14 protein-coding genes are annotated in these 14,332 nt (G+C 72.1%); 7 read left to right on the forward strand and 7 right to left on the reverse strand.

Features of this window, described 5'->3' with window-relative positions; all coding sequences use genetic code 11:
* Positions 1-47 precede the first annotated feature (47 nt).
* The 5 genes from IL992_RS03405 to IL992_RS03425 are packed head-to-tail and all read right to left on the reverse strand — an operon-like array spanning position 48 to position 4,256.
* Positions 48-992: a sugar kinase gene (locus tag IL992_RS03405; RefSeq protein WP_193201850.1), complete on the reverse strand. Its 945-nt coding sequence runs from the start codon at positions 990-992 to the stop codon at positions 48-50.
* Complete coding sequence (locus IL992_RS03410; protein WP_319018309.1) at positions 989-1,621, reverse strand: bifunctional 4-hydroxy-2-oxoglutarate aldolase/2-dehydro-3-deoxy-phosphogluconate aldolase; 633 nt, start codon at positions 1,619-1,621, stop codon at positions 989-991. The genes IL992_RS03405 and IL992_RS03410 overlap by 4 nt, the downstream gene beginning before the upstream one ends.
* 5 nt (positions 1,622-1,626) lie before the next feature.
* Positions 1,627-2,772, reverse strand: coding sequence for a galactonate dehydratase (dgoD, locus tag IL992_RS03415; RefSeq protein WP_193201852.1), 1,146 nt, complete (start codon positions 2,770-2,772; stop codon positions 1,627-1,629).
* On the reverse strand, positions 2,769-3,473 hold the full coding sequence (locus IL992_RS03420) for a FadR/GntR family transcriptional regulator (RefSeq protein ID WP_193201853.1): 705 nt from the start codon (positions 3,471-3,473) through the stop codon (positions 2,769-2,771). Before IL992_RS03420 ends, dgoD begins: the two co-directional genes overlap by 4 nt.
* 18 nt (positions 3,474-3,491) lie before the next feature.
* Positions 3,492-4,256 (reverse strand): SDR family NAD(P)-dependent oxidoreductase, encoded by a 765-nt coding sequence (locus IL992_RS03425; RefSeq protein WP_193201854.1) that lies wholly within the window; start codon positions 4,254-4,256, stop codon positions 3,492-3,494.
* A 162-nt stretch (positions 4,257-4,418) separates the two neighbouring features.
* Here IL992_RS03425 and IL992_RS03430 point away from each other — a divergent pair, with 162 nt between their 5' ends.
* The 6 genes from IL992_RS03430 to IL992_RS03455 all read left to right on the forward strand — a co-directional run bounded on the left by IL992_RS03430 (position 4,419) and on the right by IL992_RS03455 (position 10,884).
* A complete protein-coding gene (locus IL992_RS03430; protein ID WP_193201855.1) occupies positions 4,419-5,408 on the forward strand; it encodes a substrate-binding domain-containing protein in 990 nt (329 codons plus the stop codon).
* Positions 5,409-5,472: 64 nt separating this feature from the next.
* Positions 5,473-6,966 carry a sugar ABC transporter ATP-binding protein gene (locus tag IL992_RS03435; RefSeq protein WP_193201856.1) on the forward strand — a complete coding sequence of 498 codons (1,494 nt, stop codon included), beginning with the start codon at positions 5,473-5,475 and terminating at the stop codon, positions 6,964-6,966.
* 8 nt (positions 6,967-6,974) lie between these two features.
* Positions 6,975-7,988 carry an ABC transporter permease gene (locus IL992_RS03440; protein WP_193201857.1) on the forward strand — a complete coding sequence of 338 codons (1,014 nt, stop codon included), beginning with the start codon at positions 6,975-6,977 and terminating at the stop codon, positions 7,986-7,988.
* Entirely contained in the window at positions 7,985-9,052 is a 1,068-nt protein-coding gene (locus IL992_RS03445; RefSeq protein WP_226872297.1) for a zinc-dependent alcohol dehydrogenase family protein, read from the forward strand. The genes IL992_RS03440 and IL992_RS03445 overlap by 4 nt, the downstream gene beginning before the upstream one ends.
* Positions 9,049-10,008 (forward strand): DUF4380 domain-containing protein, encoded by a 960-nt coding sequence (locus tag IL992_RS03450; RefSeq protein ID WP_193201858.1) that lies wholly within the window; start codon positions 9,049-9,051, stop codon positions 10,006-10,008. The genes IL992_RS03445 and IL992_RS03450 overlap by 4 nt, the downstream gene beginning before the upstream one ends.
* A 24-nt stretch (positions 10,009-10,032) precedes the next feature.
* Positions 10,033-10,884 carry a DUF72 domain-containing protein gene (locus IL992_RS03455; RefSeq protein ID WP_193201859.1) on the forward strand — a complete coding sequence of 284 codons (852 nt, stop codon included), beginning with the start codon at positions 10,033-10,035 and terminating at the stop codon, positions 10,882-10,884.
* Here IL992_RS03455 and IL992_RS03460 read toward each other — a convergent pair whose 3' ends face one another.
* Together IL992_RS03460 and IL992_RS03465 are read right to left on the reverse strand one after the other, a co-directional pair.
* The gene (locus IL992_RS03460; protein ID WP_193201860.1) at positions 10,885-12,051 is read right to left on the reverse strand and encodes a methyltransferase; all 1,167 of its coding nucleotides are present in this window, start codon (positions 12,049-12,051) and stop codon (positions 10,885-10,887) included.
* Positions 12,052-12,208: 157 nt separating this feature from the next.
* On the reverse strand, positions 12,209-12,943 hold the full coding sequence (locus IL992_RS03465) for a GbsR/MarR family transcriptional regulator (protein WP_193201861.1): 735 nt from the start codon (positions 12,941-12,943) through the stop codon (positions 12,209-12,211).
* A gap of 241 nt (positions 12,944-13,184) precedes the next feature.
* On the opposite strand from IL992_RS03465, the gene IL992_RS03470 reads away from it, so the two are divergent.
* Entirely contained in the window at positions 13,185-14,321 is a 1,137-nt protein-coding gene (locus tag IL992_RS03470; protein WP_193201862.1) for a serine hydrolase domain-containing protein, read from the forward strand.
* Positions 14,322-14,332 lie beyond the last annotated feature (11 nt).

The raw sequence follows: 14,332 nt of genomic DNA on the forward strand, positions 1-14,332 counted from the left end.
GCCCTCGCCGAGCTCGAGACCGGCGTCGACCAGCGTCTCCGGCGATGTCACCGCAGCGTCTCCCCTTCCGGCAGGGCCAGCGCGGGCAGCTCGGCCCGGGTGGGCAGTCCCTCCCAGTCCCCGGCGCAGGCCACGGAGGCCGCGCCGAGCAGGGTGGCCCGTTCGAGCCGGCCGTACGCGTCGAGCCCGTCGAGCCGCCCGGACAGATATCCGGCGGTGAACGCGTCGCCCGCGCCGACGACGTCCACCACGGGCACCCTGCGAGCCGGGACGTCGAACGAGGTCCGCGCGTCGTGGTAGCTCGCGCCCGCCGCACCGCGCTTGACGACGACCTCCTCGACACCGGCGTCCAGCAGGGCCGCCACGCGGTCGCGTTCGCCGTCGCCGTCCGCCACCAGATCCAGCTCGTCGTCCGACGCGATCAGCACCGTGACGTACGGCAGCAGCGGACGCAGCGCCCGCACGGCCGCCTCCCGGGACCAGAGCAGGGAGCGATGGTTGACGTCGAGGCTCACCCAGGCGCCCGCCTCGCAGGCGTATTCGGCGGCGGCGGCGACGGCCTCCAGCGGCGCGGGCCCCAGCGCCGGCGTGATGCCGGTGAGGTGCAGGCCCGTCTGGCCCGCCTCGACGGCCGGTCGCGCCTCGTCCCACGACAGCGTCGAGGCGGCCGAGTCCCTACGGTAGTAGTGCACGCGGGCCCGGCCCCCGGCGGCCACGTCCCGCAGCAGCAGGCCGGTCGGGGCCTGCGTACGCCGCACGACGTGGTCGGTCAGCACGCCCTCGGCCCGCAGCGTGCGCAGGACCAGCTCGCCGGGCTCGTCGTCCCCGAGGGCGCCGGTCCAGCGGGCGGTGTGCCCGAGGCGGGACAGGGCGATGGCGACGTTGGCCTCCGCTCCTGCGGTGGACACCCGCGAGTCGCCGCCGAGGCGCAGCGGTCCGGCGCAGCGGACCGTGACCATCGCCTCGCCGATCGTCAGGACGTCCGCCCTCATGAAGCGTCCACCAGGTCGAGCGCCGTCCTGACCCGGCGGCGCAGGTCATCGAGGTCGCCGCCGCGCGGGGCGTCGCCGAGCAGCGGCGAGCCGAGGCCGATCGCGACGGCCCCGGCCTCCAGATAGTCGTGGACGCTGTCGAGGCCGACGCCGCCGACCGGCACGAACGGCACGGCGGGGAACGGGTCGCGCAGCGCGCGCAGGTAGGAAACCCCTCCGGCGGAGGCGGGGAAGAGCTTGACGGCGGCGGCCCCCTGCGCGGTCGCGGCGATGACCTCGGTGGGGGTCATCGCCCCGGCGAGCACGGGCAGTCCGAGGCGCAGCGCCTCGTCCACTCCCTCGCCGAGGCCGGGGGTGACGGCGAACGTCGCGCCCGCGTCCCGGGCCGCGACGGCGTCCCGCGCGGTCAGCACGGTCCCGGCGCCGAGGTGCACGCCCGCGCCCAGGGTGGAGGCCGCCTTCCGGATGACCGACAGCGCGTCGGCGCCGCTGAGCGAGACCTCCATCAGGGTCACGCCCTCCTCGGCGAGGACGTCGATGCTGCGCAGCGCCGCCTCCGGGTCGTCGCCGCGGACGATGGCCAGCAGGCGCCTGGTCCTGAGGAGGTCGAGCAGATCGTGTGGTTGCACGCCGGTCACCATTCTGCGAAGGAGCGGTCGGGATAGCGCCAGATCGGAGAGCGCCACGAGTGGCCCTGCTTGTCGGCCTCACGCACTGCCGCCTCGTCGACCACGATGCCCAGCCCCGGCCCGGTCGGCCGGGAGAGCCGGCCGTCGGTGAAGGCGAAGACGGACGGATCGACCAGGTAATCCAGCAGTTCGTTGCCGTCGTTGTAGTGGATGCCGATGCTCTGTTCCTGGATGAGGAAGTTGGGGGTCGCGAACGCCACCTGGAGGCTGGAGGCCAGGGAGATCGGTCCCAGCGGGCAGTGCGGAGCGAGCAGGGCGCCGAACACCTCGGCCTGGGCGGCGATGCGGCGGACCTCCGAGATGCCGCCGGCATGGGACAGGTCCGGCTGCGCCACGGCGACGCCCGCCTGGAAGGCCGGCAGGAAGTCCCAGCGGGAGTAGAGCCGCTCGCCCATCGCGATGGGAACGTTGGACGCCTCCACGAGGCTGCGCACCTGGGACATCGACTCCGGCACGACCGGTTCCTCGACGAACAGGGGCGTGAGCGGTTCGAGCAGCGGCAGCAGCCGCCGGGCGTTCGGGTAGGACACCCGGCCGTGGAAGTCGACCGCGACGTCCCGGCCCGGGCCGAGCACCTCGCGGGCCGCCGCGACGCGGTCGATGACCTCGTCGATCTCGCCAGGGCCCGCGATGGGGGACATGCGGCCGCTGGCGTTCATCTTCACCGCGGAGAAGCCCGCCTCCACCTGGCGCCGGGCCTCCTCCTTGATCTCGCCGGGCTCGTCGCCGCCGATCCAGGCGTACGCGCGGACGTGCTCGCGTACGGGACCGCCGAGCAGTTCGTGGACGGGGACGCCGCGCGCCTTGCCGGCGATGTCCCACAGGGCCTGGTCGAGGCCGGCGACGGCACTGGCGAGCACCGGCCCGCCGCGGTAGAAGCCGCCCTTGGTCATGACCTGCCAGTGGTCCTCGATGCGCAGCGGGTCGGCGCCGACGAGCAGTTCGGCGATCTCACCCACCGCCGCCCTGACCGAGTGGGCCCGACCCTCGACGACCGGCTCGCCCCAGCCGACGTGTCCCTCGTCGGTCTCGACCCGGCAGAACAGCCACCGGGGCGGGACCAGGAACGTTTCGATGCGCGTGATCTTCACCGGTCTCCCTGGAGGCGGGCCGCGCGGTCGACGTCGGCCATGGACTTGTCGAGGAGCGCGAGCGCGCAGCTTCTGGCGGCTTCGCCGTCCCCCGCCCGGATGGCGTCGAGCAGGGCGCGGTGACTCGGCACCGGGTCGTCGGCGGTGACGACGTCGTGGACGATGCGGTCCCGTTCCGCCAGCACGGACTCGATGACGACCTCCATGCGGACCAGGAGCTCGTTGCCCGTCGCGGCCAGGACGGCGCGGTGGAAACGCAGGTCGGCGGAGGCGGCCTCGGCCGGGGTCCTGGCCGCGGTCATGTCCTCCAGGGCCGCCTCGAGTTCGGCGAGGTCGGCGTCGGTGCGCCGGTCGGCGGCCAGCGCGGCGGCGGCCGGTTCGAACATCTGCCGCACCTCGGCGAGCTGTCCGAGCATCTCGCTGCCCCGGTTCTCGAACTCCCAGCTGATCACGTCGGGATCGAGCAGGTTCCACTCGCTGCGGGGGCGCACCACCGTGCCCCGCTTCTGCCGCGAGTCGACCAGGCCCTTGCCTGCCAGCACCTTCAGCGCTTCGCGCACCACGGTGCGGGACACCTGCAGCTCGGCCTCCAGCTCGACCAGGTCGATGCGCCCGTTCTCGGCGAACTGCCCGGTGACGAGGCGGCGGCCGATGGTCTCGACGACCTGGCCGTGGATGCCACGCCCTTTGTAGGTGCTCATGCTCTGCGGTCATCCCTCTCAGGAGGAGTTCTTCGTCGCGCTCCAGCCGCCGTCGACGACGAGGGTGGTGGCGGTGATGTAGGACGCCTCGTCCGACAGCAGGAAGGCGATCGCCGCGGCGACCTCGGCGGGGTCGCCGAACCGCTTGGCGATCGTGGCCTCCGCGCTCAGGCGCCGGTCCTCCTCCGCCACGCGGTCCCACGCGGGGGACATGATCGGCCCGGGCAGCACGGTGTTGACGCGCACCTCGGGGCCGTAGTCCACCGCGAGCTGGCGGCCGAGACCCACCAGCGCCGCCTTCGTCGCCGCGTACGCCGGGTGGCCGGGCAGGCCGACGAGGGCGTGCACCGACGAGACGAGGACGACCGCCCCCGACGTCGCCTTCAGATCCTCGTGTAGCGTGCGAAAGGCCAGGTAGGAGGCGGTGAGGTTCACTTCCAGCTGCCGGTTCCACGATGCCGCGCCCAGGTCGTGCACGGGTCTCACGTCCACGACGTAGGCGTTGCTGACGAGGTGCCGCACCGGGCCGTACTCCCGGTGGGCGACGCGGCGGAGTTCCCCCCACGCGCTCTCGTCGCTGACGTCCATGCGCACGAATCTTGCCGTGCCGCCCGCCTCGGCGACAGCCGCGGCGACGTCCTCCCCGGCCGGGGAGATGTCGCACAGCAGGACGGGCACGCCCGTCGCGCCGAGACGCCTGGCGGTAGCCGCGCCGATGCCGGAGGCGGCGCCGGTCACGACCGCGCAGCATCCGGCCTCCGTGGAAGGTCCGGGGAGGTTCACGCCGCCACTCTACGATAAGTGTTTTTTTATGACAATTTATTGACAGGCACGTTACGCCCGCCTCATCATCTGGACGTGGCGCAGCGCGCCCTACCCGGTGGCGTCGCCAACCGAAGACAGACTCATGGGAGGCCATTCGTGGCATCAGTTCGACTCACGGCGATGCGCTGCATCGCCCTGCTGGCCGTCGGCGCCGTGCTCGCCGCCTGCGGTCAGTCCGCCGGGTCCGGCGGCGCCTCGGGCACCAAGGAACAGCTGCGCGTCGGGGTGATCTACCTGGACTCGCAGGGCTTCTACGCCGGTGTGAAGAAGGGCATCGAGACCGCCGCCGCCCAGGACTCGCAGCTCAAGCTGCTGGGCAACAACGCGCAGGGCGACGCGGCCAAGGAGTCCTCGTACATGTCGACCCTGGTCGCCTCCAACGTGGACGCGATCATCACCTCGGCCGTCTCCGCCACGGCGTCCACCCCGGCGATCGCGGCGGCGAGCAAGGCCGGCATCCCGGTCGTCTGCTACAACACCTGCATCAACGACGCGGACGCCAAGAAGTACGTGTGGGGCTACGTCCTGTCCGACCCGTACGTCTTCGGCAAGAAGCTGGGTGAGCAGGCCGGCGAATACTTCACCTCCCAGAAGATCGACAAGCCGAAGATCGCGATCCTGAACTGCGACTTCGTGGAGGTCTGCAAGGAGCGCAAGCGCGGTTTCAAGGACGGTCTGGCCGAGTCGGTGCCGGGCGCCCAGTACGTCGCCGACCAGGAGGGCGCGGTCGTCGACAAGGCGACCCCGGTCGCCGAGAACATCATCACCGCGAACCCCGAGCTCGACGCGTTCTACGCCGTCGCGGGCGGCGGCACCCTGGCCGGCATCAAGGCCGTCACCACGCGCTCCCGCGTCGGCAAGACCGTCGTCTTCGGCAGCGACATGACCGTCGACATCGCCAAGGCCCTGGTCGACGGCAGCATCCTCAAGGCGGAGATCGACGTCCCCGCGCAGACCGTGGGCAAGCTCGCGTACGAGGCCGCCCGCAAGGCGTCGAGCGGCGCCAAGAACGACTCGTTCGTGATCCCGGTGGACCCGATCCTCTACACCGCCGACGACAAGGCGACGAACGAGAAGTGGCTGACCGAGCACAGCGACGGGATTCCGTAAACCGTCCCTCGTATTGAAAGGGCACAGTCACTCGTCCCCACCGAAGGCTTCCAGGAAGGCTCCCATGTCGAACACCGACGTCGTCGCGGAGGTGCGTGCGGGCACCAAGCGCTACCCCGGCGTCACCGCTCTCAGCGACGTCGACTTCGCGGTGCGGCGCGGCGAGGTCCGCGCGCTGCTGGGCAAGAACGGCGCCGGCAAGTCCACCCTGATCAAGGTGCTGTCCGGCGCCGAGCACCTCGACTCCGGCGAGGCGCTCGTACGCGGTACGCCGCTCGCGGGCCTCGGGACGCGGGACGTCGCCGCCCTGGGGGTCGCGACCGTCTACCAGGAGCTGAGCCTGGTGCCGGAGATGACGGTCGCGGAGAACCTGTTCCTGGGCGCCTGGCCGCGCTCCCGCGGCGCGCTCGACCTGCGCAGGATGCGCGCCGACGCGAAGGAGGCGATGGCGCGCATCGGCGTGGACATCGACGTCGACAGCCCGGTCGGCTCGCTGGGCTCCGCCGGGCAGCAGCTCGTGGAGATCGCCCGCGCCGTCAGCCAGCGGCCCACCCTGCTCATCCTCGACGAGCCGACCAGTTCCCTGGCCGCCGCCGAGGTCCGGCAGGTGATCGACGTCGTACGGACCGTCGCGGAGCAGGGCGTGGCGGTCATCTACGTCAGTCACCGCATGGACGAGATCCGGCAGGTGGCCGACACCGCCACGGTCGTCCGCGACGGCAGGATCGTGGAGACGCTGCCGGTGCGCACGGCCTCCACCCACGAGATCGTCGCGATGATGCTCGGCACGGCGCCCGAGGCCGTGGCGGCCCGGGACCGCCGTCCGAGCGAGGAGCCGCCGGTGCTGTCGGCGCGCGGCCTGGTCAGCGACCGGCTGAACGGCCTCGACATCGACGTGCGGCCCGGCGAGATCCTGGGCATCGCCGGGGTGCTCGGCTCGGGCCGCACCGAGACGCTGCGCGCCCTGGTGGGGCTCGACCGTCCGGCCTCCGGTGAGATCCGCCTGCGCGGCGAGGCCGTACGGCCCGGCGCGTTCGCCGCGATGCTCCGCAGGGGGCTCGGCATGACGCCGGAGAACCGGCGGCGCGAGGGGATCGTGCCGCTGATGGGCGTCGACGAGAACATCGTCATCAGCGACCTGGGCAGGGTGAGCAGGTCGGGCGTGCTGGACCGCCGGGCGATACGGCAGGCCGCCCGGGCGCTCATCGACCGCCTGGCGATCAAGACGGCCCGTCCGGGCACGCCGATCGGCACGCTCAGCGGCGGCAACCAGCAGAAGGCCGTGCTCGCCCGGTGGCTGCACGCGGGAAGCGACGTGCTGCTGCTCGACGAGCCGACCCGCGGCGTGGACGTGGAGGCCAAACGCCAGATCTACGACCAGATGCGCCTGCTGGCCGACGACGGGCGCGCCGTGGTCTTCGTGTCCAGCGAGGTGGAGGAGCTGGCCGACGTCTGCGATCGGATCGTCGTCCTGCGCGGCGGGCGTGCCGTGGCCGAGCTGAGCGGTGACGAGATCGAGCTCAACCGGGTCATGGCCCTAGCGATTGCCGAGGAGTGAGGGAGAACATGAGCACGACCACGCCCACGGGCCCGCCCGTGGCCAAGGCGGACGCCCGGGGCGGGCGGCTGGGACGCAACACGCAACGGCTGAACGAGATCGGGCTCATCGGGGCCATCGTGGTGCTGTTCGTGGTGCTCTCCGCCACGGCGCCGGGGTTCCTGTCCGTGACGAACCAGCTGGCCATCCTGCGCGACGCGGCGACGATCGGCGTCGTGGCGTGGGCGATGACCCTCGTCATCGTGGCCGGTGAGATCGACATCAGCATCGGCCCGGCCGTGGCGTTCTCCTCGGTTCTGCTGGCCAAGGCCACCGGGGAGTGGCACATCCCGTTCGCCCTCGCCGTACTGGTCTGCCTCGCGGTGGGTCTGCTGCTCGGGGCCGGGGCCGGCTTCCTGCGCGCCCGCTGGGGCATCCCGTCGTTCGTGGCCACGCTGGGCCTGTGGAGCGCCCTGCGCGGGCTGGCGCAGTACATGACCGACGGCCTGCCGGTCCCGCTGGAGGCCAACGGGTTCCTCGACGTCCTGTCCGGGAGCATCCTCGGCATCCCGACCCCGGCCATCATCATGGCGGTCCTGTTCGTCGTGTTCCTCTTCGTGGCCAACCGCACGGCGTACGGCCGCTCGGTCTTCGCGGTCGGCGGCAACGCCGAGGCCGCCCGCCTCGCGGGAATCAACGTCTCCCGGATCCGGGTGATCCTGTTCGCGACGACCGGCCTGCTCGCCGCGGTCAGCGGCCTGCTGCTCGCCGCGCGCCTCGGGTCGGGCAACGGCGGCGCGTCGGTGGGCCTCGAGTTCGACGTGATCGCCGCGGTCGTGATCGGCGGCACCTCCCTCGCCGGCGGCAAGGGATCCCTGCTCGGCACCCTGCTGGGCGTCGCCTTCATCACCGTCATCGGCAACGGCCTCGTGCTGCTCGGGGTCAACGCCTTCTTCCAGGACGTGGTCCGCGGCGTCATCATCGTCGGCGCCGTGCTGATCAACGTGTTGCTCTCCCAGCGGAACGGAGCCCGTAGCTCATGACCACCATGAAAGGCGTCTTCCTGCCCGGCGACTTCACCGCCGTGCTCCGCGACGTCGAGGTGCCCACGCCCGGTCCCGGCCAGCTGCTCGTACGGGTGGGCGCGTCCGGCATCTGCGGCAGCGACCTGTCCTACATCTACCGGGGGCACAAGACGCACGTCGGCCAGGAGGGCGCGGCGTACAAGGGGGTCGTGGCCGGACACGAGCCCAGCGGCCAGGTCGTGGAGACCGGTCCGGGCTGCCGGCGGTTCGGGGTGGGCGACCGGGTGATCGTCTACCACATCTCCGGCTGCGGGCGCTGCTCCAACTGCCGCCGCGGCCACATGATCAGCTGCTCCGATCCCGAGCGCAGGTCGGCGTACGGCTGGCAGCGCGACGGCGGGCACGCCGAGTACATCCTGGTCGAGGAGAGCACGGCCGTGCCACTCCCGGACGAGCTGTCCTACGTGGACGGCGCCCTGATCGCGTGCGGGTTCGGCACGGCGTACGAGGGCCTGCTGCGCACCGGGGTCGGCGGGCGCGACGACCTGCTCGTGGTCGGCCTCGGGCCGGTCGGGCTGGCCGCCGCGATGATCGCCCGCGGTCTCGGCGCGACCCGGGTGCTCGGTGTGGAGCGCTCGCCCGAGCGCGCCGCGCACGCCCGCTCCCTCGGCCTGTTCGACGAGGTCCTGATCGCCGACGACGGGGTCGCCGAGGCCGTGGACGAGGCAACCGGGGGACGCGGCTGTTCGGTGACGATGGACTGCTCGGGCTCGGCCGCGGGCCGGAGCGTCGCGATCCGGGGCGCGGCCGAGTGGGGCCGCGTCTCCCTGGTGGGCGAGGGCGGCCGGCTGGAGACCGAGGTCTCCGACCTGCTGCTGCACCGCCAGCTCACCCTGTACGCCTCCTGGGTCACCTCGCTGCAGGCCATGGAGGAGCTGGCCTTCCGCCTGGTGCGGTGGGGTGCCGGCCCGCAGCGGCTGGTGACCGACGTGCTGCCGCTGGAGAAGGCCGACGAGGCGTACCGCCTGGCCGACTCGGGGCGGACCGGCAAGGTCTGCCTGGTCCCCTCGCTGGACCGATGACGACCCACGAGAACGAACCGCTGGTCCGGCTCGCCGCGCCCTGGGGCGAGGCGGTCGTCCTGCCGGGGCGCGGCGGGCGGATCATCTCGCTGCGCGCCGCGAGCCGGGAGTGGCTGTGGCGCAATCCGGATCTGCTCGACGAGTCGTTGGCGCTCACCCCCGCCGCGCGGCGGCTGCCCACTCCCACCGGCTTCGCGAGCTGGGCGAACTGGGGCGGAGACAAGACCTGGCCCGCCCCGCAGGGGTGGTCGTCGGCGCAGGAGTGGGCAGGGCCGCCCGACCCCGTGCTCGACGCCGGCGCCTACACCGTGCTGGAGCGCGACGACCTGCGCGTACGGATGCGCAGCGGCGACGACCCGCGCACCGGCCTGGCCGCCACCCGTACGCTCACGATGTCGGCCGGCGAGCCCGTCCTCGTGGTCGACAGCGAGCTGGAGAACGTCACCGATCACCCGGTGCGGTGGGCGGCTTGGACGGTGACCCAGTTCGAGACCGAGTCCTTCCGCGACCACGACGATCCCCGGTGCGGGGTGTGGGTCGGGCTGACCGAGCGGCACCGGGCGCCGGTGACGTTGTTCGCCCCCGACGGCGCGCCGGTCCTGGAGCGGGTCTCCCCCTCGGCGGGCCGGGTGCCGGTGCGCGACGTGGTCGGCAAGATCGGCATCGGCGGCACGGCCGGATGGCTGGCGGTGGTGGCCCCCGGCGGGGCGACGCTGACGCAGCGGTTCGACGTGCGGCCGGGCGCGCCCTACCCCGACGAAGGCTCGGAGATCGCCATCTGGATGCAGTACCCCAAGGAAGAGGAGCTGGAGGGGCTGGCGGGCCTGCGCCCCACCGCCCGGCTGGTCGAGGCCGAGACCATGTCGCCCTTGACCTCGCTCGCACCCGGCGAGGTGCTGCGCCACCGCGTGACCTGGTCGGTGACGGACGCGCCGCCGCCCGTCGCCGGGGAGTGATCCGAACCGGATAACGTCGGGGCCATGCGGCTTCATGTGGGATGCGCGATGTGGACGCACGCGCCGTGGCAGGGGCGTCTCCTGCCGCACCCGCTTCCTCCGGGGGAGCGGCTGCGGGCCTACGCGACCTGGTGCAACGCGGTCGAGGGCAACACGACGTTCTACGCGACGCCCTCGCGGAGCACGGTCGAGTCCTGGGCGCGGCAGACGGACCCCGGCTTCCGCCTCGTGGTCAAGCTGCCCAAGCCGATCACCCACGAGCGCCGCCTGACCGGGGCCGACGACGACCTGCGGGCCTTCCTCGACGCGATCGAGCCGCTCGGCCCGCGCGCCCACGCGCTGTGGATCCAGCTCCCGGGCTCGTTCGGCCCGGCGGACGTCGGCGTGCTGGCGGCCTTCCTCGGCCGCCTTCCCCGCGACCACCGCTACGCCGTCGAGGTCCGTCACCGCGCGTTCTTCGAGGACCCCCGGGCCGCGCGGCTCCTGGAGCGGGTGTTGGCCGGGGCCGGCGCCGAGTGGGTGCCGTTCGACACGACGGTCCTGTTCCGCAGCCCGCCGACCAGCGACGCCGAACGGGACGCCTGGTCGAAGAAACCGCGCGTGCCCCTGCGGACCGCCGCACTCACCGACCGCCCGATCGTCCGCTACATCGGCCGCGACGATCCGGAGCGTACGGCCGAGGGCTGGCGGCACTGGGTGGACGCGGTCGCCGGGTGGCTGCGCGAGGGCCGCTCGCCGACGGTGTTCGTGCACACTCCCGACAACGCCGACGCGCTGACGCTCGCCCGCCGGTTCCACGACGACGTACGCGCCGAGGTGCCCGGCGTGGAACCGCTCCCCGAGCCCATGCCGAACGAGCCGCTCACCCTGTTCTGATCACCGCTTGACGGCACGGAGCACGACGAACTTCGGGTCGCTGGCGACGACCTCGCAGTTGCCGAAGAGCCGGCGCAGCTTCACGTGGTAGCCGAGGTGTCGGTTGCCCACCACCCACAGCTCGCCGCCCCGTCGCAGCGCGGCACGCGAGCCGTTGAACATGCGCCAGGCGGTCGCGTCGGTCCTGCCCCGATGGGTGTGGAACGGGGGGTTGTTCAGCACCAGGTCCGCGGTGCCCGGCGGGAAGCCCGACAGGCCGTCGGCCGCCACGAACCGGGCGGCGGCGCCCGGGCCGGCGTTCGCCCGGAAGGTGGCCTCGGCGGAGGCCAGCGCCTGGTAGGACTCGTCGATGAACGTCACCTCGGCCTCGCCGTTGGACAGCGCCGCGGCGAGCCCGATCACCCCGTTGCCGCAGCCGAGGTCGACCACGTGCTCGGCCCCCGTACGCGTGGGCAGGCTGCCCAGCAGGAGGCGGGTGCCGGCGTCGAGACGCTCGGCGGAGAAGACGCCGGCGTGGTTGACGACGGTCAGGCCGGAGACCACCCCGATGTCGGCGGGCAAGGCGTAGCTCCGCGGCCACGGATTCGCCCCACGCGGCGCCCCGGGGTCGGGGGAGCAGAAGATCAGACGCGCCTTCTTCACCGCCAGCGAGGTCCGGGTCGGTCCGAGGACGCGTTCGAACAGCTTCAGCGTCGAGGTGTGGATCTCGGTGACCATCCCCGCGCCGACCACCACCGTGCCCTCGTGCACGTGAGGGGCGAGGCGGTGCAACTGGTCCTCCAGGAGGGCGAGGCTCTTGGGCACCCGCACCAGCAGCACGTCGATCCGGTCCGGCGGCGCGTCCCTGGTCGTGCTCAGCCGTACGGCGTCCGCGTCGAGGCCGTTGCGCTCGAGGTTGGCGCGGGTGGCCTGCTGACCGAGGAAGGAATCGCTGATCTGGACGGGTCGGTGGATGGGGCGGTGCGCGGCGAGCGCGGTGACGAGGGCGCCCCACCGGTCGCCCAGCACGACCAGGCTCCCCGACAGGTCCACCGGCCCGCCCTCGCGCTCGTCGAGGTGCCGCAGCAGGTACTCGTCGGCCGCGTCCCACGCGCGGAGCGGGTCGCGGGGGTCCTCGGGGAAGCGCGCGAGGTCGAGATCACCCCGCGCCGTCGTCATACGGTCCATCGCCGCTCAGGCTAGTGGGCCCTCCGCTCGGGTCCGTACGACGAGTCCCGCATCAGCCGCGCCTGACGTCTCAAGACAGGCGTGCCGGCGGTCGGGTGGTAGCCGGCTGACGTCCCGGCGGTGGTCGCCGAGGCTGTCTGCCCGCGATCTGGGCGTGCTAGGTAGCGCTGTCCGAAGTCGTGTCGATTCTCGTGTGGAGGATCTCGCGGGCCTGGTCCGCGGCGCGGACGATGCTCTCGGAGACGAAGGCGACGAAGCGGGCGATGTTCTCCAGGCGGGCGGCGGCCGGGGTTCCGGGGCCGAGCACGCCGACGCCCTGGCGTGCGACCTCGCCGAGGTGGGCGGTGGCGCGGGCGCTGGCCATCATCGACTGGTACAAGACGTCGTCGTCGACGACGTAGCGCTCGCGGCGGCGTTCGTCGCGTTCCCGGCGGATGAGGCCCTGGCTCTCGAGGAACGTGGTCGCTTTGGAGACGGACGCCGGGCTGACCTGCAGGCGTCCGGCGAGCTCGGAGGCGGTGAGGCTGCCGGCGTCGGTGGTGTAGAGGCTGGCCAGCACCCGTGCCGTCATCTTGGGCAGGCCCGATTGCATGAAGACGGTGGCGAACACCTCCTCGTACTCGCGCACCGCCTCGGCATCGCGTCCGTGAGCCTGGGGGGACGTGCCGGAGTTCCGGGGCGCGGCCTTCCTGCGGCGGTGGGTGCGGCGTTCAGTGGCGCGGTGCGCCAGGTCGGCACGGTAGGCGGTGGGGCCGCCGTTGCGCATCACCTCACGCGTGATCGTCGAAGTGGGGCGGTCGAGGCGCCTGGCGATCTCCGCGTAGGCGAGGCCGTCGGCCAGTCCCAGCGCGATCTGCTGGCGGTCCTGCTGGGTGAGCCTGCCTCCCGGCATCGCGGTCTCCTCCGTGGTCTGTGGCCTCGAAAGCATAGCGTTCACGTTTGATCCGTTGCAACGATTGCATCGCGTGATTGTTGCATTGAATTCAGGTCCATTGCAACGATTTGTGGACTATTACGTGCACATACATCTCGTGAACGCAACAAGCCGCTTGTATGACTTGGAAATGCAACGTAGCGTTTCCGATGTCGGAAACGAAGAGCGAAGTCATCGCAGACCTGAAGGAGCCACCACCATGTCCGTCACTCTTACCGGCCAGGACCGCCCGGAGCTGCAGAAGATCATTGAGGAGATGGTCGATTCCGGCTTCGTCGGGGTGTCGCTGCGCGTGCACGACGAGCGGGGCGAGTGGGCCGGCAGCGCCGGGGTGCGCGAGCTGGGCACGGCCGCCGAGCCGCCGATCAACGGACACGTTCGGATCGGCAGCAACACCAAGACCTTCATCGCGACCGTGGTGCTGCAACTGGTGGCCGAGGGCGAGATCGGGCTGGACACTCCGGTGACCGACTACCTGCCCGAGTTCGGCCTGGACGAGCGGATCACGGTGCGGATGCTGCTGCAGCACACCAGCGGGGTGTTCAACTTCACCGGCGAGTACTTCGAGGACGGCACGTTCGTGCCGGGCATCCCCTCCACCACGGCCGGCAAGGAGTGGGTGGACAACCGGTTCACCACCTACGGGCCCGAGGAACTGGTCCGGCTGGCGTTGTCCAAGCCGGCGCGGTTCGAGCCGGGCACCGACTGGAGCTACTCCAACACCAACTACGTGCTGGCCCGGCTGCTGATCGAGAAGGTCACCGGCCGCCCGGTCGCCGAGGAGATGCGGCGGCTGATCCTGGGGCCGCTCGGCTTGTCGGGCACCATCCAGCCGACCACCGAGACGGACATCCCCGAGCCGCATGCCCACGCCTACTACCGCTACGAGAAGGACGGCCAGAGCCAGACGGTCGACGTCACCCGCCACAACCCGTCCTGGATCTCCAGCGGCGGAGACATGATCTCCACCACCCAGGACCTGCACACGTTCATCTCTGCGTTGTGCGGTGGCAAGCTGCTGCCGGCCGAGCTGCTGGCCGAGATGCGCACGCCGGAATCCAAGGCCGGCTACGGACTGGGCGTGTTCGTACAGCAGGCGCCGGGCGGCGGCACCGTCATCACGCACAACGGCGGCGCGGCCGGCCACGCGGCGCTGATGTACAGCACGCCCGACGGCAGCACGACCCTGACCGCCGCGCTGAACTACGTCGACGACGCCGCGCTGTCCATGGGAGTGGCGTTCCAGCAGGCGACACAGCGCCTCGTGCAGGAGGTGTTCGGCGGCGGACGGGCCGGCTCGGCCGACGCGGCCGAGCCGGCTCAGCAGACGGGCTGAGCACCCGGGAC

This window comes from Microbispora sitophila (assembly GCF_014892245.1).
Lineage (GTDB): Bacteria > Actinomycetota > Actinomycetes > Streptosporangiales > Streptosporangiaceae > Microbispora > Microbispora siamensis.